Annotated in this window: 21 protein-coding genes; 10 read left to right on the forward strand and 11 right to left on the reverse strand. The window is 62.5% G+C overall.

Annotated elements, in window-relative coordinates:
* Nucleotides 1-70 precede the first annotated feature (70 nt).
* Entirely contained in the window at nt 71-706 is a 636-nt protein-coding gene (locus tag M727_RS0126190; RefSeq protein ID WP_036263548.1) for a TetR/AcrR family transcriptional regulator, read from the reverse strand.
* Between the two features lie 71 nt (nt 707-777).
* Between M727_RS0126190 and M727_RS0126195 the strand changes: the two genes are divergently transcribed.
* Both M727_RS0126195 and M727_RS0126205 read left to right on the forward strand, forming a co-directional pair.
* Nucleotides 778-1,188 carry a DUF1761 domain-containing protein gene (locus tag M727_RS0126195; RefSeq protein ID WP_027155120.1) on the forward strand — a complete coding sequence of 137 codons (411 nt, stop codon included), beginning with the start codon at nt 778-780 and terminating at the stop codon, nt 1,186-1,188.
* A 326-nt stretch (nt 1,189-1,514) separates the two neighbouring features.
* On the forward strand, nt 1,515-2,420 hold the full coding sequence (locus M727_RS0126205; RefSeq protein WP_027155121.1) for an alpha/beta hydrolase: 906 nt from the start codon (nt 1,515-1,517) through the stop codon (nt 2,418-2,420).
* A 353-nt stretch (nt 2,421-2,773) separates the two neighbouring features.
* On the opposite strand, the gene M727_RS0126210 is transcribed toward M727_RS0126205, so the two are convergent.
* Nucleotides 2,774-3,742, reverse strand: coding sequence for an MBL fold metallo-hydrolase (locus M727_RS0126210; protein ID WP_027155122.1), 969 nt, complete (start codon nt 3,740-3,742; stop codon nt 2,774-2,776).
* Between the two features lie 140 nt (nt 3,743-3,882).
* Between M727_RS0126210 and M727_RS0126215 the strand changes: the two genes are divergently transcribed.
* Complete coding sequence (locus M727_RS0126215) at nt 3,883-4,830, forward strand: LysR family transcriptional regulator (protein ID WP_027155123.1); 948 nt, start codon at nt 3,883-3,885, stop codon at nt 4,828-4,830.
* A gap of 193 nt (nt 4,831-5,023) precedes the next feature.
* Here the strand turns inward: M727_RS0126215 and M727_RS0126220 are convergent, their stop codons facing one another.
* On the reverse strand, nt 5,024-6,097 hold the full coding sequence (locus M727_RS0126220; RefSeq protein WP_027155124.1) for an alpha/beta fold hydrolase: 1,074 nt from the start codon (nt 6,095-6,097) through the stop codon (nt 5,024-5,026).
* 61 nt (nt 6,098-6,158) lie between these two features.
* Here M727_RS0126220 and M727_RS37550 point away from each other — a divergent pair, with 61 nt between their 5' ends.
* From M727_RS37550 to M727_RS0126245, 4 genes are all read left to right on the forward strand, one after another.
* The gene (locus M727_RS37550) at nt 6,159-7,061 is read left to right on the forward strand and encodes a LysR family transcriptional regulator (protein ID WP_084646894.1); all 903 of its coding nucleotides are present in this window, start codon (nt 6,159-6,161) and stop codon (nt 7,059-7,061) included.
* Between the two features lie 448 nt (nt 7,062-7,509).
* Entirely contained in the window at nt 7,510-7,728 is a 219-nt protein-coding gene (locus tag M727_RS0126235) for an AbrB/MazE/SpoVT family DNA-binding domain-containing protein (RefSeq protein ID WP_268929459.1), read from the forward strand.
* A complete protein-coding gene (locus tag M727_RS0126240; protein ID WP_023801114.1) occupies nt 7,728-8,102 on the forward strand; it encodes a type II toxin-antitoxin system VapC family toxin in 375 nt (124 codons plus the stop codon). The genes M727_RS0126235 and M727_RS0126240 overlap by 1 nt, the downstream gene beginning before the upstream one ends.
* A gap of 365 nt (nt 8,103-8,467) precedes the next feature.
* Nucleotides 8,468-10,792 carry an NADP-dependent malic enzyme gene (locus M727_RS0126245; protein ID WP_027155125.1) on the forward strand — a complete coding sequence of 775 codons (2,325 nt, stop codon included), beginning with the start codon at nt 8,468-8,470 and terminating at the stop codon, nt 10,790-10,792.
* A gap of 11 nt (nt 10,793-10,803) precedes the next feature.
* Here the strand turns inward: M727_RS0126245 and M727_RS37555 are convergent, their stop codons facing one another.
* On the reverse strand, nt 10,804-11,424 hold the full coding sequence (locus M727_RS37555) for a DUF1287 domain-containing protein (protein WP_051505754.1): 621 nt from the start codon (nt 11,422-11,424) through the stop codon (nt 10,804-10,806).
* A 189-nt stretch (nt 11,425-11,613) separates the two neighbouring features.
* On the opposite strand from M727_RS37555, the gene M727_RS0126255 reads away from it, so the two are divergent.
* The gene (locus M727_RS0126255; protein ID WP_245269011.1) at nt 11,614-12,927 is read left to right on the forward strand and encodes a DUF2865 domain-containing protein; all 1,314 of its coding nucleotides are present in this window, start codon (nt 11,614-11,616) and stop codon (nt 12,925-12,927) included.
* On the opposite strand, the gene gltX is transcribed toward M727_RS0126255, so the two are convergent.
* The 4 genes from gltX to M727_RS0126280 all read right to left on the reverse strand — a co-directional run bounded on the left by gltX (nt 12,845) and on the right by M727_RS0126280 (nt 19,364).
* A complete protein-coding gene (gene gltX / locus M727_RS0126260) occupies nt 12,845-14,218 on the reverse strand; it encodes a glutamate--tRNA ligase (RefSeq protein WP_027155127.1) in 1,374 nt (457 codons plus the stop codon). The two genes, M727_RS0126255 and gltX, sit on opposite strands and share 83 nt — an antisense overlap.
* A gap of 197 nt (nt 14,219-14,415) precedes the next feature.
* On the reverse strand, nt 14,416-16,221 hold the full coding sequence (locus M727_RS0126265; RefSeq protein ID WP_027155128.1) for an ABC transporter ATP-binding protein: 1,806 nt from the start codon (nt 16,219-16,221) through the stop codon (nt 14,416-14,418).
* Nucleotides 16,222-16,792: 571 nt separating this feature from the next.
* Entirely contained in the window at nt 16,793-18,505 is a 1,713-nt protein-coding gene (locus tag M727_RS0126275) for an NAD+ synthase (RefSeq protein WP_027155129.1), read from the reverse strand.
* Between the two features lie 145 nt (nt 18,506-18,650).
* The gene (locus M727_RS0126280; protein WP_027155130.1) at nt 18,651-19,364 is read right to left on the reverse strand and encodes a DNA-3-methyladenine glycosylase I; all 714 of its coding nucleotides are present in this window, start codon (nt 19,362-19,364) and stop codon (nt 18,651-18,653) included.
* 89 nt (nt 19,365-19,453) lie between these two features.
* Between M727_RS0126280 and M727_RS0126285 the strand changes: the two genes are divergently transcribed.
* Both M727_RS0126285 and M727_RS0126290 read left to right on the forward strand, forming a co-directional pair.
* On the forward strand, nt 19,454-20,017 hold the full coding sequence (locus M727_RS0126285; protein ID WP_027155131.1) for a DUF1003 domain-containing protein: 564 nt from the start codon (nt 19,454-19,456) through the stop codon (nt 20,015-20,017).
* Nucleotides 20,014-20,601, forward strand: coding sequence for a DedA family protein (locus M727_RS0126290; protein ID WP_027155132.1), 588 nt, complete (start codon nt 20,014-20,016; stop codon nt 20,599-20,601). The genes M727_RS0126285 and M727_RS0126290 overlap by 4 nt, the downstream gene beginning before the upstream one ends.
* 3 nt (nt 20,602-20,604) lie before the next feature.
* Here the strand turns inward: M727_RS0126290 and M727_RS0126295 are convergent, their stop codons facing one another.
* The 3 genes from M727_RS0126295 to M727_RS0126305 all read right to left on the reverse strand — a co-directional run bounded on the left by M727_RS0126295 (nt 20,605) and on the right by M727_RS0126305 (nt 22,158).
* The gene (locus M727_RS0126295; RefSeq protein WP_027155133.1) at nt 20,605-21,186 is read right to left on the reverse strand and encodes a hemerythrin domain-containing protein; all 582 of its coding nucleotides are present in this window, start codon (nt 21,184-21,186) and stop codon (nt 20,605-20,607) included.
* Between the two features lie 98 nt (nt 21,187-21,284).
* The gene (locus M727_RS0126300) at nt 21,285-21,644 is read right to left on the reverse strand and encodes a diacylglycerol kinase (RefSeq protein WP_027155134.1); all 360 of its coding nucleotides are present in this window, start codon (nt 21,642-21,644) and stop codon (nt 21,285-21,287) included.
* A gap of 94 nt (nt 21,645-21,738) precedes the next feature.
* Complete coding sequence (locus M727_RS0126305) at nt 21,739-22,158, reverse strand: GFA family protein (RefSeq protein WP_027155135.1); 420 nt, start codon at nt 22,156-22,158, stop codon at nt 21,739-21,741.
* Nucleotides 22,159-22,284 lie beyond the last annotated feature (126 nt).

The raw sequence follows: 22,284 nt of genomic DNA on the forward strand, positions 1-22,284 counted from the left end.
TCTTTCACGGCGGATCCCGAGGCTTGCTGCGGCCGCCCCTGACCGCCTCCACGCACTTATGAGAGTGCAACTAGTCTCGCCCCACCAGCGTTTTGATCAGCGTCTCGGCGAGCCAGCTTTCATATTCGTCCGAAGACCAACCCCGCTCCAACACGAGCATGCGATATACGTCGCGGCCGGTATACATCCATAGGATGTCGCGCACGCGGGCTAAGCCGAGTTGGCGCGCGACAGTGACGGATGCGACGAGAAGGTTGGCACGCGCTTCCTGGAGCTTGAAGCGAACGGTCTCCAACTCCGTCTCGATCGCCTTCAGCTCGGGAGACAGGGCCGAGACGCCTCGCATAAAGCCGATCTCCTCGCGTTCAGCATCAAGGATGACCCGAGAGATCGAGGCAGTAATACGTAGAATTTCCTCGGGGTCTCTCGCGTTCTCGGCCTGCTTAGCTATCTCCGCATAGCGCGGCCCGAAGAAGGAACGGTCGACCACGGCTCTTAGAATGCCGATCTTCGACTGGAACAGGGCATAGACGGTCGGTGCCGAAACACCGGCGGCTGATGAGATGTCATTAATCGTGACCTTTTCCACTCCGCGCGCAGTAAAAAGCTCTTTCGCCACATCGAGAATGCGTTGACGCGTGCCGGAAGCGCGCTCCGACCGCAGCCGTGCGTCGTAGCGCCTGCGGGTCTTTGAATTGCCATTCATATTGGATATAGTAAGCTATACCCAATATAACCGCCAGATCATTGAATCAGTAGGCTGGAAGGAGGAGCAGCATGATCGAGTTTGTGCCGATAAACCTCTGGGGGATCGGAACTGCGGTACTCGCAGCCTGGGTTGTCGCTGGGCTTTGGTATTCGCCGCTGCTCTTTATCCGACCGTGGGCCGAGATGTCGGGCGTCGACGGCGCGAAATTCGCCGCCGGCCTGGGGCGGGCGATTGCGGTCGACCTTGCCTCGTTTGCGGTCATGGCGTTTATCCTCGATCAGGTACTTCACGCCTGGGGCGCGCTGACGGTCGTCTCGACCGTCCTCTGCACTTTCCTGCTCTGGCTCGGCTTCGTCGCTGTCACGCTGCTGCATTCGGTGACCTATGAGCACCGGCCTCTGCACTATTATGCGATCAATGCCGGCTATCGCTTGGTCAGCATGGTGGCAATGGGTGTGATCCTGACCGTGTTACGGTAACAAAGGCGCTGTTGTCGACCTGTTCCAGGCATCCGGATTTGCTCGCACTGCGGCGCAAGTTGACCCAAAGGCGGCCTTCCGGAACCGATTTTCCTTCCCCAAACCGGACTTTTGAACGCAACCCGCGCTCATGACCCGAAGCGGCCAAATATCAGATGGAACATTCGACCATGTGCGGGGCAGTGCTAAAAGGTGACGAGCGGGTTTACGGCCGTGTCGCGATTCTAACGAAAAATTCCAAGCGCTGGCATTGGCACTTTATGGATGACGTGTGGCTGTTGCTGTCCGCCGGTTTTCTAGGCTTGATGAGAGGCTAGGTAAGCAAAATGAGCGATGTGGACGAACACCTCGATCTGACGGAGATCAACGCCGTCCGCAGGTTGTTGACGTCAAAGCCACGACCGGTGGACTGGGGCGAACGCCGGGCGCGGCTCGACGAGGTTGGTTCGGTGTGGCCGATTGCGGACGACATCCGATGCGAGGATGCGGTTCTCGACGGCCTTGGGGGAGAGTGGTCGCTAGCGCCTGAGAGTGACAGGGATAAGGTTCTGCTCTTCTTCCACGGTGGTGGCTACTGCTCCGGCTCTCTCCAAAGTCATCGTCGAATGGTGACCGAGGCAGGTCGAGCAATGGGAATGCGCACCCTCGCGATCGACTATCGACGCGCACCGGAACATCCTTTCCCTGCGCAACATGAAGACGCACTCACCGCATGGCGCTTTCTGAGCCGGCAAGGGATCGCGCCGGACCGCATCGTGGTTGGGGGAGACAGTGCGGGCGGCAACCTCACCCTGTGCTTGGTCAATATATTGTGCGCGGCAGGGGAGCGGTTGCCGCGATGTCTTTGGCTGGTCTCGCCCTGGACGGACCTTTCGATGGCCGGCGCGACACTATCAACTAAGGACGCAATCGACCCTATCATCCACCGGGCGTATTTGGAGGAACTGGCCACCGCCTATGTTCCCCATGGCGTTGGTCGGCGCGATCCCCTGATCTCGCCGTTGTTCGCCGATCTGAGCGGATTTCCCCCAATGCTGATACAAGTCGGTTCGGCCGAGGCGCTGTTGTCGGACGCAACTCGGCTCGCGGAAGCCGCTGGCGCGGCTGACGTCAAAGTACGTCTCGAAATTTGGCCGTATATGATTCACGCTTGGCCGGTTTGGAATGCAGGATTGAGTGCCGGTCGCCGCACTCTTCACAGCGCGGGCGTTTTTGTCCGCGAATATTTATAACCCTGGGTGAGGCATCTGCTGGCGCCACTTTCTCGTTCCCAATCGACGAGACGAATGACAGCATTCCGCAGGCTGCACCCGTTGCAGACAACAAACTGGGCGACGGTGGCCTCTACGTCAGCGCGTTTTAGTGTCTAACGCTTGGTCCCGCTGGGAACGGCGGGAGGCGATCCATCTCGGCCGTTCTTGTCAGGAAGTGACGGCCTCTGAACGCAGGCCTTGCAGGTGCCGTTCCAGACCATAAGGAGCCGATTTATCGTCCGAAGTCTCAAAGACATCGGCTGCGCTGGCGAGGGGCCGGGTGTGGTGTTGAGCAGCGGGGCTATGATGGCCCCATCCTGCGCTGGCCGCCGCTACAGTGCATAGGGCCATTCGTCCGGCACGAAGCGATAGGCGTCGCCATCGCGCGCCACATGGCCGATGCCGGGGAACGGCAAATGCATGCCGGCGATCAGCATCCGGTCAGCAGCGACCCGGTCGAGCGTCCGTTTGCGCGTTTCGGCAGCCAGCTTGGAATCGACATCGAAGGCGATGCTCCAGTCCGGGCGCGCGAACTGGTAGGTCGCCATGTGCACGACATCGCCCCAGATGAACAGCGCCTCGCCGTCCGATTCCACGATGAAGCCGGCATGGCCCGGAGTGTGGCCGGGCAGCGGCACGGTGCGGATCGCGCCGACGGCCTCGCCCTCGCCACCCACCTGCCGCACGCGGTTCGCATAGGCGGCGGCGGCCTGGCGGGCGCCGATGAAGAACGGCCTTGCCCCATCCGGCGCCTGGTTCATGTTCGCGTCGTCATGCCAGAAGGCGTAATCGGCGGCGGTGACGACGAGTTCGGCATTGGGAAACAGCGCCTGGCCGGCGGGAGTCAGAACGCCGTTGATATGGTCGGGATGCATGTGGGTAATCAGCAATGTATCGATCTGGTCCGGAGAGACGCCGACCGCCTCGATAGCGGCCGGAAGTCGGCCGAGTGACGGGCCCATGCTGTTCGACGTGCCGGCGTCGACGAGCACCAGACGGTCGCCCAGATTGATAAGATAGGCATTGACCGGTGCGCGGCGCGGTCCGGGCTTCTGGAAGCTGGCCTCAGCTAGCCGCTCCGCATCGGCCTCAGCGAGCCCGATGACCAGCTCGGAACCAATGTCGATATAGCCATCTAGTAGCGCCGTAACCTGGACCGATCCCACGTTGCGGCGCAGCGCGCCAAGCGTTGCGGCGTCGACCAGCGGCGCGCGGGCCACCGCCGGAACGGAGACATTGGCTAGGAGAGTGCCGCCGGTTAGGCCGGCACCGGCGAGAAAATGACGGCGGGAAAGCGGCATTGCATCGTCTCCGGTTTGGGGATTTAGAGCTCCCAGGCGGAGCAAGGCGGGTCTATGTCATAATCTCAGCTTTTTGAACTCGCCGATACGTTATATGTCTTATTACTCTCGTTTATTAATCACGACGAAGAGTTGCCATCATGGACCGCTTGACCGAGCTGACCAGCTTCGTACGCGCCTGCGATACCGCCAGCTTCTCGGCGGCAGCGCGCGAGTTGGGCTTGAGCCAGCCGGCCGTCAGCCAGCAGATCCGCGCACTGGAAAAGCGTCTAGGCGTCCGGCTCTTTGACCGTACGACCCGCCATGTTTCGCCGACGGAAGCCGGCCGGCGTTATCTGGAGCGCGCCCGCGACATCATTGAGCGCATCGAGGAGGCGGACCGCAGCGTCGGCTGCCTCGAATCGAAGATGTGCGGACGTCTCGCCGTCGGCGCGCCGGCCAGCTTCGGCGCCGGCGTGCTTGGCAGCTATCTGATCGAGTTCAAGCGCGCCTATCCGGAACTGTTGCTCGACGTGGCGCTGACCGACAGTTTCGTCGATGTGATCGCAGAGGGGCTCGACGTGGCGATCCGTATGGGGACCATCGATGACGACCGGCTGATCGTGCGCAAGCTCGGCGTGATCGGGCGCTGCCTTGCGGCAACGCCAGAATATCTCGACCGCAGGGGCCGGCCGCGACGCCCGGAAGATCTCGCCGACCATGATTATCTGCTTTACGCCCACATCAGGAAGCGCGATGTCGTGCCGCTCACCGGCCCGGGCGGCGAAAAGGCCGAGGTGCGAATCCGGCCGGCTATGCGCTCCGACAATTCGCTGCTCAATCATCAAGCGTTGCTGTCCGGCGTCGGCATCGGCCTCGGGCACAGGGTGATACTCGATCCGCTCATCGCCGAAGGCTTGCTCGAACATGTGCTGCCGGACTGGCACTATGCGCCGCACCATGTGCATGCGGTCTATCCATCGAACCGCTTCATTCCGTTGAAGGTTAGGCGGTTCGTTGCCGGCTTCGCCGACCACCTCGCCGCGATGGGTGCGTTCATCGATGACAAAAAAGCATGTACATCCAAGGAAGCGGCGCCGGCCCAGTAAAGTCTGACGTTTGTACGCTCAGGGAAATGGCGGAGACGGGAGAGTCGAGATGTGGCGCGGCGGAGATAGGCGTAGCCCCGCAATCGCGCGGTGAGTAGCTGTCGGGTGGACGGTAGCCGCAAAGCCTGGAGGCGGTCGACCTGACACCGTTGCGGCTGCTGCTCCCGCACGACGCATGAACTGCCCTTCATGGTCATTCCTCCGGACGATCGAGAAACCGCTTCACGGCGTCGAGGAACACACCGCGTCCTGCGGCGTCGCGGTCGAGATGCACGAAGTGGGTAGCGTCCGGGATGTTCAGGCGTTCCGCTTTTGGTGCTTCGTCCACGATTGCCTTCGCATCCTCCGGTCGGCTCCAGAAATCCCGTCCGGAACGGATGACGAGCACCGGCATGGTGAGCGCCGCCGCCGACCATTGCCGGCGATCGAACGCGAGTTCGAAGCTGTCGGCAATGGCGCCGCTCGGTGACCGGAAACTCGGCGGCTGGCGCGTCGACGCCGTCTCGTCGGAGGCGAGTGCCGCATCACCATAGGCCGCGGCCACCGCGGGATCGCGCCACTGAGCCTTGTCCGCGACCGGGATGCTGTCGTCCCAGGCGGTGAACAGGCTCGGACGTGTATTCAGCCGATAACCGCCGAACGCATGGACATTGAACGTCCCGGGCCGATCCGGATTTTCGAGCGGCGAGCCGGTGCCAAGAGTGGGATGCTGGTCTGAGCCTCCATACAGGGTGTTGTAGAGGATGAGCCGATCAACCGTCTGCGGAAACCGGCTTGCATAGGCGCCGGCCCAATGCCCGCCGGTGGCCCAGCCGACGAGGCTGATCCTCGAAACATCGCTCCATTTCGCGATGCCGTCGACCGCTGCGGAAATATCCACCATGACGTCTTTGGTGCGCATCAGGGGAGCGGACTCGTCCGGCGGCCTGTCCATGGCCGCAGGACGGCTCGATGTGCCGTAGCCGCGAAGATCCAGGACATAGACAACGTGCCCGTCCGCCGCGAGGTCGGCGGCAAGCGATCCGCCCGCAACAGGCAGATCGAAGGACGCGACGCCGGGCACGCGTGCGCCATGGATGAGGAGGACGGCGGACTTGGGTTCGGACGCTGCGCCAGGACGGCGCACCTCCCGGACGAAGAGGCGCTCGCCCGTCGGTAGTTCGACGAACCTTTCGGCCCTGACGAGATCCGGCTCTCCTGCCGGTACTGGAGCCGCAGCCATCATGGCTGCGGCGAGCACAAGGGGAAAGGCGGTGAAATGGGACATGATGATATCTCCGATCGCAATCGCGTTTCGCAGAGACTGCCAGCTATTCGATATCTTATCGATGACGTATTTGAGCGCGTTTGATATCGTCAAGATATGGAACTTCCTCGCCGTTGCGGAGGAATTGCATATGGGGCGTGCCGCACTGCGGCTGGCCATGGCGCAGCCTCCGCTTAGTCAATCGATCGGTCGCCTGGAGAAAGAACTCGGCGTCAAGCTGTTCGAGCGGGCCAACCGCCGCCTGACCTTGACGCGCGCCGGCGCGGCCTTCGTGGACGAGGCGCGGGCATCGGTGCTGCACGCCGATGCGGCGCTTCACCTCGCCCGCGCAGCGCATGACGGCGAAGCTGGCGAGATCAGGATCGGCTTCGTGTCGGCGGCTCTGTACGAACATCTGCCGCATCTCCTATCCCGGCTTCGCGAGACATATCCGGACATCCATCCAAAGCTCATCGAGGTGTCCACCAATGAGCAGATTGCGGCGCTGTCGAGGAGTGAGATCGACATCGGTTTCGTGCATCCACCGCTCGGTACTGACGAACGCCTCGACGTCCATGGCTATCCTGCTGAAGATCTTATCGCGGTTCTGCCTGATGACCGGCACACGCACGGGGTGACGCTGACGGACATCGCCCGCCACGGGCTCATCATGTTTCCGGCTGCACAAGGCCCGGCGCTCCACGCCCGCATCATGGACACGTTCACCAAGGCTGGTCTCGAGGTGCGGATCGTCCAGGAGGCAACGCGGGCACTGACCATGCTCTCGCTCGTAGCCGCCGGCTTTGGCGCGGCGCTGCTGCCACGATCGACCCAGCGCCTTGTGTTTCAGGGCGTCCGCTATGCAGCGATCGCCGACGTATCGCTGCCGGCCTGGCCACTTGCGGTGATCGCGAAACGGCGGCCACGGCCGGCGATTGTCGATAGCGTCTGGAAACTGCTTGAGGCTCGCCCAGATGTGAGTTGACCGCCCGCGACCGGACACGGCCGGCCGCGCGACGCGCTCGATGACATTCACACCGGCCGCGACAAGGCAGGTGAGGATTTCAGCGCAACAATCTGACATGATGTGGTTTTCCACGATCCTTCTCCCTAATTAGTGATTGCGTCATTTGGCATCGTGAAAAACCAGCGCTGCGTGCTAAATTCGTAGGGAGGCCCGTATGCAAGGCGAAACAAAAAAGCAGCCCGGTCGGACCTCGACGAAGCCGCCCTCTACTTCCATATGCACCCAAGGCCGGGGAAGCTTGAAATCCAGGCGACAAAGCCGCTCGGCAACCAGCGCGACCTGGCGCTCGCCTATTCGCCCGGCGTGGCGGTGCGCTGTCTCGAAATCCGAGACTAGACGGCTGCCGTAAGCTCCTTGCATTGGCCCTCACCGCGTCTTACGTTTGGCGCATCGATCAAGTGAGGGTATGATAATGCCGGAGACTGCAACCCTGTCCTCGAAGTTCCAGATATCGATCCCCAAGGCGATCCGGACCGCCCAGCATTGGGAAGCGGGTTTGACCTTGGCCTTCATCCCGAAGGGAACGGGCGTGCTACTCGTCCCTGTGCCGAAGCGGGAAGCGCTGAAGGGGCTGGCGAAGGGCGCTTCGGCGACGGAGTATCGCGACCGGTCGGACCGTTTCTGATGGTGCTCGTCGATACCTCGGCTTGGATCGAATGGCTGATAGGCTCTCCGACTGGAGAGCAGGTGGCAGAGCATCTGCCCGAGCGAGCCGACTGGCTCGTTCCGACCATTGTGCAGTTGGAACTCGCAAAATGGCTCACCCGCGAAGTAGGCGAAGACAAAGCCGATCAGACCATCGCCTTTACGCAGGTCTGTACGGTGGTCCCGCTTGACACGGAAATCGCCCTAGCGGCCGCCGAAGCCTGCCGGAAGCACAAATTGGCGACCGCAGATGCGATCATTTTCGCGACCGCTCGGGCGCATGACGCGACGCTCCTGACTTGCGACAAGCATTTCGAGAGCCTGCCAGTCGTCACCCTCATCGAAAAGATCTAGCGCTGACATTGTTGGGCCGCGGGGTGATGTCGGCTCCGGCAGTTCACGACCGAGGGCGTGTGAAAACTCGGCACGTCGGTCAAGACGTAGAATTTTCTCCTCCGCCCAAGCGAACAGAAGCGCGCTCGTATTCGATGCGGCTCGCGCGTGAAGGTCGTTTTCCACCCGTTGCAGACATTCAAACTGGGATGTCGGCGTAGCCCGCCGCAGCGCGCCGCCCCGCGTCCAGCATTTCGATGGGACCACGCAGCGGGACGCTATGCGAACCAAAGGCCGCACTTTGCGACATATCACCTCTCGAAAAGCCTCGGCTGCATGCTAAGAGACTCAAAACAGCAAACGGACTGAACTGAGGAGCGGCCGGCATGCAAGGCGAAAACAAAAAAGCAGCCCGGTCGGACCTCGACGAAGCCGCCCTCTATTTCCACAAGCACCCACGCCCTGGAAAGCTTGAAATCCAGGCGACAAAGCCGCTCGGCAACCAGCGCGACCTGGCGCTTGCCTATTCGCCGGGCGTCGCGGCGCCCTGCCTGGAAATCCGCGACAATCCGGCGGCCGCCGCCGACTACACGGCGCGGGCCAATCTGGTTGGCGTCGTCTCCAATGGTACAGCGGTGCTCGGCCTTGGCAATATCGGCCCGCTGGCCTCCAAGCCGGTGATGGAAGGCAAGGCGGTGCTGTTCAAGAAATTCGCCGGCATCGACGTCTTCGACATCGAGATCGACGCGCCTGACATCGAGCGCATGGTCGAGACGATCTCAGCGCTGGAGCCGACCTTCGGCGGCATCAACCTCGAGGATATCAAGGCGCCCGAATGCTTTGAGGTCGAGGAACGGCTGAAGGCGCGCATGGCCATACCGGTCTTCCACGACGACCAGCACGGCACCGCGATCATCGTTGCCGCCGCCGTGCTCAACGGGCTGGAATTTGCCGGCAAGACGATCTCCGACATCAAGATCGTCACCTCCGGCGCCGGGGCAGCGGCCCTCGCCTGCCTCAACTTGCTGGTTTTGCTCGGCGCGCGCATCGAAAACATCTGGGTCACCGACCGTTTCGGCGTCGCCTACAAGGGCCGCGTCGACGAGATGGATCGCTGGAAGGACCCCTATGTGAAGGACACCGAGGCACGCACGCTGGCCGATGTGCTGCCGGGCGCCGACGTGTTCCTGGGCCTTTCGGCCGCCGGCGTGCTGAAACCGGAATTGCTCCAGCACATGGCGCCAAAACCGCTGATCCTGGCCTTGGCCAACCCCAACCCCGAGATCATGCCGGAAGCGGCGCGGGCGGCGCGACCCGACGCGATGATCTGCACCGGCCGTTCCGATTTTCCCAACCAGGTCAACAACGTACTCTGCTTTCCTTACATTTTCCGTGGCGCCCTGGACTGCGGCGCCAGCGCCATCAACGAAGAGATGAAGATGGCTGCGGTGCGGGCGATCGCAGCCCTGGCCCGCGAGGAACCGTCTGACGTCGCCGCCCGCGCCTATTCCGGCGAAACGCCGATCTTCGGGCCCGATTTCCTGATCCCCTCGCCGTTCGATCCCAGGCTGATCCTGCGCATCGCGCCGGCGGTGGCCAAGGCCGCCTGCGACACCGGCGTCGCGACACGGCCGATCACCGACTTTGCCGCTTATATCGACACGCTCAACCGCTTCGTCTTCCGCTCCGGCCTGGTCATGAAGCCGGTGTTCACGATGGCCAAGACGTCGAGCGCCAAGCGCGTCATCTATGCCGACGGCGAGGACGAGCGCGTGCTGCGCGCCGCCCAGGTGGTGCTGGAGGAAGGCATCGCCGAGCCGATCCTGATCGGCCGCCCGCATGTCATCGAAGTCAGGCTGAAACGCTACGGGCTGCGCATCAAGCCGGGCGTCGATTTCGGCCTGATCAATCCCGAGGACGATCCGCGTTATCGCCACTATGTCGACCTTTTGATCGAACTCGCCGGCCGGCGTGGCGTGACGACGGAGGCCGCGCGCACCATGGTGCGCACCGACAACACGGTGATCGCCGCACTTGCCCTCAAGCGTGGCGACGCCGACGCCATGGTCTGCGGCCTGGAAGGACGTTTCGAGCGGCATTTGCGCAATGTCACCCTGATCATCGGCCCGCGCGCCGGCATCAAGGATCACGACCTGTCGACGCTTTCGATGCTGATCTCGCAGCGCGGCATCATTTTCCTCACCGACACCCATGTCACCGTCGATCCGACCGCCGAGGAGATCGCCGAGATGACGGTGCTGGCGGCCGAGGAAATCCAGCGCTTCGGCATCGAGCCCAAGGCCGCCCTGCTGTCGCATTCGGATTTCGGCTCACGCGACTCGCCAAGCGCGCTCAAGATGCGGCAGGCAGCGGCGATCCTGGCGCGCATCGCGCCGGACCTGCAATGCGACGGCGAGATGCATGCCGACTCGGCTCTGTCGGAGCCGCTGCGCCAGCGGGTCTATCCGCATTCGCGGCTGAAGGGCGAAGCCAATCTGCTGGTCTTCCCCAATCTCGATTCGGCCAACATCACGCTCACTGCGCTGCGCGCGATGATGGACGCGCTGCATGTCGGGCCAATCCTGCTCGGCACCGACAGGCCGGCGCATATATTGACGCCGTCGGTGACATCGCGCGGCGTCGTCAACATGACGGCGCTCGCCGTGGTCGAAGCGGCCCACAAGGCGCAGGCGGTCGTAACTCTGGGTTAGCTGCGGGCTGATCAGGCCGGCTTGAACCGGAAATGCCCTGTCTGCCTGAAGGCAAACAAATTGTCCTCCTCTTTGGCGCCGACGCCGATGTTGTGAATGACCAGCATTCTTGCCGGCACTAGGGTGGAGCGATTGGAAGACACGATGGCGATATGCGGCAGATTGCCGGGCAGCATTTGGGTGACAAGATCTCCTGGACGATAGTCGGCGGGATCCTGGCTGACCGGCAAGGCAGCGTCGCGTCGCTCGAAATACACCGCGAGGTTGGGCACACGGCGGTGGTCGATGTTGCGGTCGGGCGCTTTCAAGCCCCAATTCTTCGGATAGGCGGAGAAATTGGCCCGCATATCCTCGTGGACCAATGCTTGCAGATCGAGATCGAAGGCGCGGCGATAAGCGCGGATCACAACGTCCGTGCACACACCCCGCTCTGGCTCGACATCCCCGCCCGGATAGGCCAGGCGCGTATAGGCCGGATCGTAGAAGGTGGTGACGCCGATCTGCTCACGGGCGGCTTTGACCAATTTGGTGCGCCAATCCGGCGTGAAAGGCTTTTCCTGCGCCATGGCAACCGGCATCGCAAGGCACAAAAGACCAAATTGCAGTGCGGCTCGACGGATAATCGCGATCATGCCAGGCTCTCTCGTGCATTGCTGGATCCAGGCATTCTTCGGGGCGAATACGTCTTTTTTCGCGCAACGCCAGGCAGTCGCGGTCCCCGTCCGAATGATTGGGCTGCAGCGGCCGCTCGCTGTAAGCTGAACAGATAGTTAACCGCAACGCGGTAGCTTTCGCGACGGGCGAGGCAAGCGGAGTTCCGGATGGGCGCGAGGTGGAAGCTGACGCATGCCGCCGTATCAACTGTCAAAGGCGGCGCCGCCCCTCATCGCGCTGGCCGCAGCCTCGGCGCCCTGCCTGCGACGCTGGTGATTGGCGAAACCGGTGACAAGAGCGCCCCTCTCCCCGTCCCTATACGGGGAGAGGATGCCGGCAGGCAGGTGAGGGGCAGCGCCAACGCCCGGGGCGAGAAACCGCTAAAACTGACGCGCGCCGCAGCACTGCTCGGTGCGCTGGCATTGTCAGGCTTTGCCGTCACCCAGCCCCAGGCCGCCTCCGGTGTTTGCCGGCAGCTGGAAGCCGAACTCGCGGCCGCTTCGCGCGGTGGCGGCACCAAGCCGGCCCTGCTCAGGAAATATGACGATGCAATCGTGCGGCAGCGCCAGCAGATTTCAAAGGCCGTCAGCCAATCCAGCCGCGCCGGCTGCGGCTTTTCGCCGTCGCGCCGCAACGCCAACGCATGCGCCACACTCGACGCCACCATCGATCGCATGGCAGCCAATCTCGACGGCTTGCAAGCCACACGCGCTGAACTCGCCGGCGACGGCTCGCACCGCAATCGCGCACGCATATTGGCTTCGCTCGACGCCAATGGCTGCCGCGACGATGCGCCGCCGCCAAAGCCGGCAACGGGCCGCGACGCCAGCCGTGGAACCGGCGAGAAAAACTTGCTCGACCAGCTTTTGGGCAGCGACGCAATTGGCCCCGGCGCGTCCGACCGGCCTGAAGAGCCCGATCAAGCCGTGGGTCCGCGCGACATCCGCACTATGCTCGATAATGCCGACGACATGGGCCAGCCGCACGGCGAATTCCGCACCATGTGCGTTCGCACCTGCGACGGCTATTTCTTCCCGATGTCGAACGCCGCCTCGCTGGGCGATTTCGAGCGCGACCAGAAGAACTGCGATTCGAGTTGCCCCGGCACCGAGATGCAGGTGTTTTATGCGCGCGGCTTTGGCGACGACTCGGGCGGCATGACGTCTTCGGTAACCGGCAGGCCCTACAGCGAGCTGCCGACCGCCTATCTCTACAGACAGCCCGCGCGTCCGCCGGCCTGCGGCTGCAACGCCGCGCGAAATTTCGAGATCATTGCCGGCAACCCGCCAGGCCCGGAACAGGCTGACCCCGCCGAAGGCCGGCTCGATCGCGAAGCCATCGAGCCCCATGCCGCAAAACCCTCGCCGACGACCTTGCCGCCGCCGGAACAGCGCAAGGTCAGGGTCGTCGGGCCAACGTTTCTTCCCGACCCAGCAGCGGCAACAGATCTGCAAGCTCCGGCCCCGAGGGCTGGCCGGTAAGCGCCAGCCTGAGCGGCGTGAACAGCGCTTTGCCCTTGCGGCCGGTTGCTTCCCTGATCCTGCCGGTCCACTCCTTCCAGACCGACCCATTCCAGGGGTCTTCCGGCAAAAGGTCGAACGCCTGGCGAAGGAACTCGCGGTCGGGGTCGGAAAAGTCCGGCTGCTCCTGCGGGCCGTCGCGAAGTGTGCGCCACCAGATTGCTGCATCGGCCAGCCTGTCGAGATTGCCGCGCACCGCCAGCCAGAAGGGCTCCGCCTGTTCGCCGGAAATGCCGAGCACGATCAGCCGGTCGCGCGCCTCGGAAAACGGCATATGGTGCAGCAGCGTGCGATTGAGCACGAAGAGCTCGTCCGGATCGAATTTGGCCGGGGATTTCGATGTCGCCGCCGGATCGAAGCGCTCGGCAAGCTCAGCCATCGTCTGCACCGCGACGACGTTTTCCGAGGTGCCGACGAGCACCGCCAGCGAGGCGACGGCCATCGGCTCGATGCCGGTCTCGCGCAGGCTTTCGATGGACAGCCCGCCGCTCCGCTTCGACAGGCCCTCGCCCGATGCGGTGGTCAACAGATTGTGGTGGCCGAACACCGGCGGCTCGGCACCCAGCGCCTGGAACAAGGCCAACTGCACGCCGGTATTGGTGACGTGGTCGTCGCCGCGGATGACATGGCTGATCCCCATCTCGATGTCGTCGACCACCGAAGGCAGAGTATAGAGATAGGTGCCGTCCTCGCGCATGAGAACCGGGTCGGAAAGCGAGGCTAGGTCGACGGTTTCCTCGCCCCGCACCAGATCGTTCCAGTGGATTTCGGTGCGCTCCGGCTGCAGCGGATCGCTGGTGAAATTGGGCAGGAGAAAGCGCCAATGCGGCCGGCGGCCATCGGCTTGGTATTCGGCGACCTGCTCGGCCGTCAGCGTCAGCGCCTCGCGGCCGTAGACCGGCGGCAGGCCGCGCGTGCGGCGCACCTTGCGCCTGAGATCAAGCTCTTCCGGTGTTTCGTAGCAGGCATAGAGAAGGCGCGCCGCCTTCAATTTCTCCACCGCCGCATCGTAGATCTCGAAGCGCCGTGACTGGTATTCCGTGGCGTCGGGAAAGATGCCAAGCCAATGCAGGTCGTAGAGGATGGCGTCGGAGAATTCCTGCGTCGAGCGTGCGACGTCGGTGTCGTCGAAGCGCTGGATGAAGCGGCCCTTGTTGTTCATGGCGAACAGCCAGTTGAACAGCGCAGTGCGCGCATTGCCGATATGAATGCGGCCGGTGGGTGATGGGGCGAAACGGACGGTAACTGTCATGAATGGGGCGTACCGGATGGTTTTGCTGTTGACAAGACACGCCCCCGCGCTTGGCCGCAGACATAAGACATGACGAAGGCGATGAAAAGGCGGCAGCGCCGCGCGTTTTAGCGCATCGGCCCGAAAATCGGAACCGATTTTCGGAAAGCACGATGCGCAGATTCAAAGTTGTTGGACGCGCGCGGCGCCGTAAGTCGTCAGCTCGCCAGCCCCTTGGTCAATTCGAGCGCCTGGCGCTCGAACAGCCGGCGGTAGATGCCGCCTTGCAGCCGGATCAGCTGATCATGCGAGCCCTCCTCGACGATGCGGCCGCGATCGAACACCAGAAGCCTGTCAAGCGCTCGCACTGTCGAAAGCCGGTGCGCGATGACCAGCGTCGTGCGACCGACCATCAGCCGCTCCATCGCCTGCTGGATCAGCACCTCCGATTCCGAATCGAGGCTCGATGTTGCCTCGTCCAGAATGAGGACCCGCGCATCGGCGAGGAAAGCCCGCGCGATCGCCACCCGCTGGCGCTCGCCGCCCGATAGTTTCACGCCGCGCTCGCCAACCAGCGTGCCATAGCCTTTCGGCAGATCGACGATGAAGTCGTGCGCGCTTGCCAGCCGTGCGGCATGCTCGATCTCGGCCTGCGTCGCGCTCGGCCGGGCATAAGCGATGTTTTCGGCCAGCGACCGGTGGAACAGGATCGGCTCCTGCTGGACGATAGCGATCTGCCCGCGCAGCGACGCCTGCGCCACCCCGGAAATATCCTGGCCGTCGATCAGGATCGTTCCCGCGTTCACGTCGTAAAGCCGCTGGATCAGCTTGACGAAGGTCGTCTTGCCCGAACCCGAATGGCCGACCAGCCCGACGCGCTCGCCCGGCGCGATGTCCACCGAAAAGTCGCGATAGAGCGGCAGTCGGTGGCTGCCATAATGGAAGGTGACGTTGTCGAAGCTGATGCGGCCGTCGGTGATGCGGATCGGCCTGGCGCCGGGCACATCCTCGATGCCGAGCGGCTCGAACTGGAAGTCGACCAGTTCCTCCATGTCGTTGATCGAGCGCTGCAAATTGCGGATGTGCGTGCCGATATCGCGCAGATAGCCTTGCAGCACGAAGAACGAGGTCAGCACGAAGGTGACATCGCCGGCGCTCGCCTGCCCCCACGACCACAAAAGCAGCGAAAATCCGATCACCGCTGTTCGCAGAAGCAGCAGCATCGATCCTTGCGTGGTGCCGTTGATGGTGCCGCGCACCCAGGTGCGGCGCGTGCGGGCGCGCCATCTGGCGACGACCTTGGCGAGGCGTGTTTCCTCGCGTTCCTCGGCGCCAAAGCCCTTGACCACGGCGTTGCAGCTCACCGCATCGGCCAGAGAGCCGCCAAGGCGCGTGTCCCATGCATTGGCAAGCCTTGCCGCGGGCGCGACATAGCCAAGCGACAGCAGCGCCGTCACCGCGATGAACAGCACCGAGCCTGCGGCGACGACAGCACCCATCAGCGGCCAGAACCAGCCGAGCAGCAGCGTCGAGCCGACGAGCATGACGACGGACGGCAGCAGCGCGATCAGGATCGTGTCGTTGAGCAGGTCGAGCGCCCACATGCCACGGGTTATCTTGCGCACGGTCGATCCGGCGAAGCTGTTGGCGTGCCAGTCGGTGGAGAAACGCTGGACCCGGTGGAAGGCGTCGGCGGCGATATCCGCCATCATCTTCAGGGTCAATTCGACGATGGCCATGAAGGCGAGGTTGCGCAGCACGACACCGGTGAGCGCCAGCGCCACCAGCATCGAAAAGGCCGCCATCGCCGCGTCCCAGGCGACATCGTCGGCCGCAGCACTGCTGGCGACGGCGTCGACCAGCCGGCCGGAATAGAGCGGCGTCAGCACGTCGGCCAAGGTCGACAGCAGGAATGTGCCCATGATGAGCGAAAGCCGCCACGGCTGGCGCCGCCAATGACTGAGCGTGAAGCCAAGGACGCTGCGAAAGGCGCCGGCGCGCAAATCGATCTTAAAACGAGCCATGATGTCATTCGGGCGCAAACGAGCCCGGTCCCGGTAAGGTCGAAATTGAGAAAACCGCGTTGGGCGCGTGAGTGCCCGGGAATGCGGAAGGTTCGGCATATTGGCGGCTCGCCCGAATACGGGCGGCGACCGGCATCGACGAATGCCTGTTGTCAGATGGGCCTGGCCATGAAGGTGAAAACCTTCCGGCGCGCCCTCTGAAACCTAGGCTTCGCGGCCTCGTATAACGATGTCAAATCCTGGCATTCGGTCCTCCCATTAGAGCGACGTGCGTCCATTCGGACGCACAAAGTACGCTCTAACTTCTTGAATCTGCGCATCGTGCTTTCTGAAAATCGATTCCGATTTTCAGGCCGATGCGTAGGGATCGCGGAAAGGCGTTTATAGAGTCGCGTCAACGCCGCGCCAAGTCAATGGAAGGCCAAAAGCGCATCTGGTCCAACTGGTGAGGCGATTTTGCAACAATCGCGGGTTGTGCGATTTCCACGGTCAGGCGGCCGGAATGCGGTCGACATGGCTGTGCCACTGATCGTGCGGCCGCAACCATTTCACAGCAGCAAAAAACGGCGATCTATCCGCCGTCCCTGAACCGGTTGGTGATGGGATAACGGCGGTCGCGGCCGAAATTCTTTTTGGTGATCTTCACGCCCGGCGCTGCCTGCCGGCGCTTGTATTCGGCGATGTAGAGCAGGTGCTCGATGCGCGTCACCGTTGCCCGGTCGTGGCCGCGGGCCACGATCTCATCGACACCCATCTCGTTCTCGACCAGACACTCCAATATGTCGTCCAGCACCGGATAGGGCGGCAGCGAGTCCTGATCCGTCTGGTTCTCACGCAGTTCCGCCGACGGCGCCTTGTCGATGATGTTGTTCGGGATCACCTCGCCGGAAGGGCCCAGCGCACCCGGCGGCACATGCGTATTGCGCCAGCGCGCCAGCGCATAGACCTGCATCTTGTAGAGGTCTTTTATCGGGTTGAAGCCGCCATTCATGTCGCCGTAGAGCGTGGCGTAGCCGACCGACATCTCGCTCTTGTTGCCGGTGGTGACCACCATCGAGCCGAACTTGTTGGAGATCGCCATCAAAATCGTGCCGCGCGCGCGGCTCTGCAGGTTTTCCTCGGTGATGCCTTGCTTGGTGCCCTCGAAAAGCTGCGTCAGCGTATGCAGGAATCCGTCAACCGGCTCGAAGATCGGCACGATGTCGTAACGGCAGCCGAGCGCGCGGGCGCAATCCTCGGCGTCTTTGAGCGAGTCCTTAGAAGTGTAGCGGTAGGGCATCATCACGGCGCGCAGCCGTTCCTCGCCGAGCGCATCGACGGCAAGTGCGGCGCAGATCGCCGAATCGATGCCGCCGGAAAGCCCGAGCACGACATTCCTGAAACCGTTCTTGTTGACGTAGTCGCGCAGACCCAGCATGCAGGCGCGGTAATCGGCCTCCTCCTTTTCCGGGATTTTTGACATCGGTCCTTCGGAGCAGACCCAGCCATCAGGACCATTTCCAAGTTGCGCGCCTGCCGCGGCGCGGCGCTTCCAGGTGGTGACGTTGACCGTTTCCTCGAACTGGCTCATCTGGAAGGCCAGCGTCTTGTCAGAACCTATGGCAAACGACGCGCCGTCGAAGATCAGCTCGTCCTGGCCGCCAAGCTGGTTGGCGTAGATGATCGGCAATCCGCATTCGATGACCTGGCGGATGACAATTTGGTGGCGGACATCGACCTTGCCGCGATAATAGGGCGAGCCGTTCGGCACCAGCAGGATTTCCGCGCCGCTTTCGGCCAGCGTCTCGCAGACGCCGACATCGCCCCAGATGTCTTCGCAGATCGGAATTCCCAGGCGCACGCCGCGGAAATTGACCGGCCCCTGGATTTCTGGGCCGGCCTGGAAGACGCGCTTCTCGTCGAATTCGCCGTAGTTCGGCAGATCGAGCTTGTAGCGCTCGGCAAGGATCTTGCCGCCATCGGCAAAGATGATCGAATTGTGCGTGCCGCTCTTGCGCTTCAGCGGGGTGCCAATAATGAAGCCAGGCCCGCCATCGGCAGTATCGCCAGCGAAATCCTGCGCCGCTCGCTCGCAGGCCTTCAGGAACGCCGGTTTCAGCACCAGGTCTTCGGGCGGATACCCAGCAAGGAAAAGCTCGGTGAACAGCACGATGTCGGCGCCCTGGCGAGCGGCATCCGCCCTCGCCTCGCGCGCCTTGGCGAGATTGCCGGCGATATCGCCAACCGTTGGATTGAGCTGGGCGACGGCGATGCGCAATATGTCGGAAGCGGTCTTGTCGGTCATGCCTGCTGACTTAGCGCGACAGAATTGGCCGGGCAATGGCGTTTGCTTGGACCACCCCAGACCGAATGACCTAGGTCATTCGTGTCAGACCGTATGACACATGTCATTCGTAAGACCGATCGGACCGCCGGATACCGATCGCGTCCTATTCGCCCATATATTCGCGCAGTGCCTGCGGCGAATGGTTTTCGCCGATCGACATCGCCAGGATGCGCGAAATATGCCGGCGCGGCAGCCCGGTATCCGCCGCCCAGGCATTGATCTGGTTCTGGATCTTGTCGAGATCCCGCTTCGAGGTCGGGTGTTCGGCGATGTCCAGGCCGGCGTCGCGCAGTGCGGCCGCCATGTCGCCTGAGACGATGAAGGCGTCCCACTCCAGCCACCTCAAAAAATACTGGCCGGTATTGCCGCCGAGCCGGCTGCCGTGCTTGGCGAGAAAGGCCATCAGTCCAACCTGGTCGTCTTCTGGCCAGTCGGCGAGGAACCTGCCAAAGCCGCCGTGCTCCTTCGACACACGCTCGACGAAAGCCGCGTTGTCGCGAACCGACTTGATCTTCTGCGGATTGCGCACGATGCGCTCGTCGACCGTCAGCTCGTGCCAGAAATCGTCAGGCTGGAACAACAGCCGCTTCGGCTCGAAGCCGAGGAACGCTTGTTCGAAACCCGGCCATTTCTGCTCGATGACGCGCCAGACGAAACCCGCGGCAAAAACACGCTCGGCCATCGTCGACAGGATGCGGTCGTCGCTAATGTCAGCCACCGCGGCATTGTCGGGCATCGGCCCCAGCAGCGACGCCAGCACCGCTTCCCCGCCCTTGCGTTTGGCCGCGCGGGCGCGGATTTTCTGAAAATCCATCATTGTTTCCTCACCCTGTCGCGTCAATCTACCACTTCCCGCGCGAACCGGCAGCCTCTACGTCTATGCGGACGCTGACGACGGAGGCGACAATGAACAAGACGATCGAAGAGCTGGCAAACCGCTGGCTGAGGCGAAGGCCGGATGGCCTAAGCCAGGTCGAGAGCCAGGTGCTGCAAAGCACGCTCGAACGCACCACGATCGCGAAGGACACCAACAGGGCCGTCGCTTTTCACCAGACGTTTGGCGACCGCCTCGCCGACACCATCGCCCGGATCGGCGGTTCGTGGTCCTTCATTCTCGGCTTCATCGCCTTTCTGATCCTGTGGACGTCAGGCAATGCCTGGCTTCTGTCGCGCGACGCCTTCGATCCCTATCCCTTCATCTTCCTCAACCTTATCCTGTCGATGGTCGCTGCACTGCAGGCGCCGGTGATCATGATGGCGCAGAACCGCCAGGCCGAGCGCGACCGCATCGACGCCGCCCACGACTACGAGGTCAATCTCAAGGCCGAGATCGAGATCATGGCGCTGCATGAGAAGCTGGACGAACTGCGCCACAGCCAGATCGTTGGCATGCGCGACGAGATCGCGCAGCTGGCCGAACAGGTGAAGCGGATCGACGAGATACTGTCGAAGCAGCGGACGCCTTCATGACGGATGCCATCCACAACCTCATCGAGCAATATGGGCTGATTGCCGTCTTCCTGGGCTGTGTCGCCGAGGGCGAAAGTGCCGCCCTCCTCGGCGGTTTTTTCGCGCATCAGCATGTTTTCGTCCTGTGGCAGGCGTTCCTGGCGGCCGCCATCGGCGCCTTTGCCGGCGACAGCTGTTTCTTTATCCTCGGACGAAGCTTCGCCGACCATCCGTTCGTGGTCAAACTGAAGGGCCGGCCAGGTTTCAGCCACGCCTATCGTCTTGTCTCCACCCATCCCGACATTTTCGTGCTGACGAACCGCTTTATCTATGGCCTGCGCCTTGTCGGCGGCATCGCGGCCGGATTATCCGGCATTGCCGTGACGCGCTTTGTCATTCTCAACGCCATTTCATCGATGGTCTGGGCCGGATTGTTCACCACCATCGGCTATGTGTTCGGGCTTGGCGCGGAGCGCATCGTCGGCCAGGCGTTGGTCCGTCACGAGCGATTGTTGATCGCCCTGGCGATTGGCCTGGCAGCAGCGATCCTCGCCTGGTTCATCGCTCACACCATTGCCAAGAAGGAGCGCAGCAAGGAGAAGTGAGGATCAGTCGATGCCGAGCGCCCGGTCGCCGCGATCAAGGATTAGCGGGATGATCAGGTCTTCCTCGTCGGCAAGATGCCGGGTCAGCATGGCGATCAGCCGGCTGTTCTCGTCGGCATAGGCATCGGCGGCAAAGCGCTGCTTGTCCTCGCTCTCGCTTAGCGTGCGGATGAAAGCGTTTGCGGCCTCGGCATTGCGCTCCAGCCCTTCATGGATCGTATGATGATCGGCATCGAGAATCTCGAAGCCGCGCTTCAGCCGGGTCTCGGCCTTGGCGAAGACCGGAAAGTAATGGATATCCTCGACATTATGATGGCCATCGAGATGACCGAGAAAATGGTTGAGGCGCGGCGCGAACCAGCCCGCGAACTCCGGCGCCGTCAGCCTGCCCTCGCGATAGTCGCCAATGCCGTTGATCAGCATGCCGCCGAGCTCGCGGAACATGTCGTGCCGCTGCAGCCACATAGTGGCGATGCCATGGATATTTGCGTGGCACTGCCAGACCTCGCGCGGGTATTTTTCAGCAAGCCAGCGCAAATCGTCCGGCAGGCCTGCGCGTTCGAGCAGCAGGGAATCGGCGGTCATGTCGGTCTCCTCAGACCATGATCCCGGAAAGTGGATACCGGTTTTCGGAACAGATCATGGGATCAGGTTGTGGTGACCGGCATGTAGGGGTTTGATGGCTAGATCGGTAGCCCCATGATTCGCTCGATGATGGCGATGCCCCAGACGCCGGCAACGATCACCACCGAAATCAGCACCGCCAGCGAACCGCAGTCCTTGGCGAGCTGGATATCGACGTTGAACTCCCGGCTGAACGCATCGCATGCGGCCTCGATGCCGGTGTTCAGCACTTCGACCATGATCAGCAGCAGCACCGCGCCGATCAGCAGCGCATAGCCGCGCCACGACACCGAAACAAACCAGCCGAGCGGCAGCGCCAGCACGAGCAGCATCAGTTCCTGCTGGAAGGCTTTTTCGCTGGAAGCCAATTTGCGAAATGCCCGCACGGAATTGAAGAAAGCATCGATCAGCCGCTGCATGCCAAACCTTTCCGAACCACCGGCAGGGGATAGCGCAATGGCCGGATCAAGGGAATAAGGCGATGGCTGCAAAAATCATTTGCCGGCGAGCTTGTCACTCATCGGCGACCTTGATCGACGGCGTCGACTTTTCGAACTGCGGCAGCCCATCGTCGATCATGTAGTAGTCGCCCTTGTCGCCGACGAATATGTGGCATTGGCCCTGAAGTCCGGTGGGCTTGTCGAACAGTCCGGCGAGAACCGAAACATATTCATCATCCTGCGGCTTCCAGAACAGCAACGAGCCGCATGTCTTGCAGAAACCGCGCCTGGCAAACGAAGATGCTTCGTACCAGGTGATGCTTTCCGCGCCCATAATCGTGATGTCTGCGTTGGCAACATTGGTTGCAGCGTAGAAATGCCCGCTCTGCTTCCGGCATTGCGAGCAGTGGCAGTAGATGACGCCGCGCAAGGCCCCTCGCGTCTTGAACCGCACAGCCCCGCACAGGCAAGAGCCGCTATGTGTGTTGTCCATCTCGGGCCTCCCGACGCAGCCGTGATCCTCGGCGTCCCTTGCCAGGATTCCAGTTTTGCAGCGGCCGTGCTCAAGCGAATGCGACATTCGACGGGCGTGTTCCGCACAGCACGGTTTGGACAAAGC

It is taken from the genome of Mesorhizobium sp. WSM2561 (assembly GCF_000513915.1).
GTDB lineage: Bacteria > Pseudomonadota > Alphaproteobacteria > Rhizobiales > Rhizobiaceae > Mesorhizobium > Mesorhizobium muleiense.

Bases quoted from the DNA above. Each gene is read 5' to 3' on its own strand.
- M727_RS0126190 (WP_036263548.1), bottom strand. From the start codon at position 706: ATGAATGGCAATTCAAAGACCCGCAGGCGCTACGACGCACGGCTGCGG.
- M727_RS0126195 (WP_027155120.1), top strand. From the start codon at position 778: ATGATCGAGTTTGTGCCGATAAACCTCTGGGGGATCGGAACTGCGGTA.
- M727_RS0126205 (WP_027155121.1), top strand. From the start codon at position 1,515: ATGAGCGATGTGGACGAACACCTCGATCTGACGGAGATCAACGCCGTC.
- M727_RS0126210 (WP_027155122.1), bottom strand. From the start codon at position 3,742: ATGCCGCTTTCCCGCCGTCATTTTCTCGCCGGTGCCGGCCTAACCGGC.
- M727_RS0126215 (WP_027155123.1), top strand. From the start codon at position 3,883: ATGGACCGCTTGACCGAGCTGACCAGCTTCGTACGCGCCTGCGATACC.
- M727_RS0126220 (WP_027155124.1), bottom strand. From the start codon at position 6,097: ATGTCCCATTTCACCGCCTTTCCCCTTGTGCTCGCCGCAGCCATGATG.
- M727_RS37550 (WP_084646894.1), top strand. From the start codon at position 6,159: ATGACGTATTTGAGCGCGTTTGATATCGTCAAGATATGGAACTTCCTC.
- M727_RS0126235 (WP_268929459.1), top strand. From the start codon at position 7,510: ATGATAATGCCGGAGACTGCAACCCTGTCCTCGAAGTTCCAGATATCG.
- M727_RS0126240 (WP_023801114.1), top strand. From the start codon at position 7,728: ATGGTGCTCGTCGATACCTCGGCTTGGATCGAATGGCTGATAGGCTCT.
- M727_RS0126245 (WP_027155125.1), top strand. From the start codon at position 8,468: ATGCAAGGCGAAAACAAAAAAGCAGCCCGGTCGGACCTCGACGAAGCC.
- M727_RS37555 (WP_051505754.1), bottom strand. From the start codon at position 11,424: ATGATCGCGATTATCCGTCGAGCCGCACTGCAATTTGGTCTTTTGTGC.
- M727_RS0126255 (WP_245269011.1), top strand. From the start codon at position 11,614: ATGGGCGCGAGGTGGAAGCTGACGCATGCCGCCGTATCAACTGTCAAA.
- gltX (WP_027155127.1), bottom strand. From the start codon at position 14,218: ATGACAGTTACCGTCCGTTTCGCCCCATCACCCACCGGCCGCATTCAT.
- M727_RS0126265 (WP_027155128.1), bottom strand. From the start codon at position 16,221: ATGGCTCGTTTTAAGATCGATTTGCGCGCCGGCGCCTTTCGCAGCGTC.
- M727_RS0126275 (WP_027155129.1), bottom strand. From the start codon at position 18,505: ATGACCGACAAGACCGCTTCCGACATATTGCGCATCGCCGTCGCCCAG.
- M727_RS0126280 (WP_027155130.1), bottom strand. From the start codon at position 19,364: ATGATGGATTTTCAGAAAATCCGCGCCCGCGCGGCCAAACGCAAGGGC.
- M727_RS0126285 (WP_027155131.1), top strand. From the start codon at position 19,454: ATGAACAAGACGATCGAAGAGCTGGCAAACCGCTGGCTGAGGCGAAGG.
- M727_RS0126290 (WP_027155132.1), top strand. From the start codon at position 20,014: ATGACGGATGCCATCCACAACCTCATCGAGCAATATGGGCTGATTGCC.
- M727_RS0126295 (WP_027155133.1), bottom strand. From the start codon at position 21,186: ATGACCGCCGATTCCCTGCTGCTCGAACGCGCAGGCCTGCCGGACGAT.
- M727_RS0126300 (WP_027155134.1), bottom strand. From the start codon at position 21,644: ATGCAGCGGCTGATCGATGCTTTCTTCAATTCCGTGCGGGCATTTCGC.
- M727_RS0126305 (WP_027155135.1), bottom strand. From the start codon at position 22,158: ATGGACAACACACATAGCGGCTCTTGCCTGTGCGGGGCTGTGCGGTTC.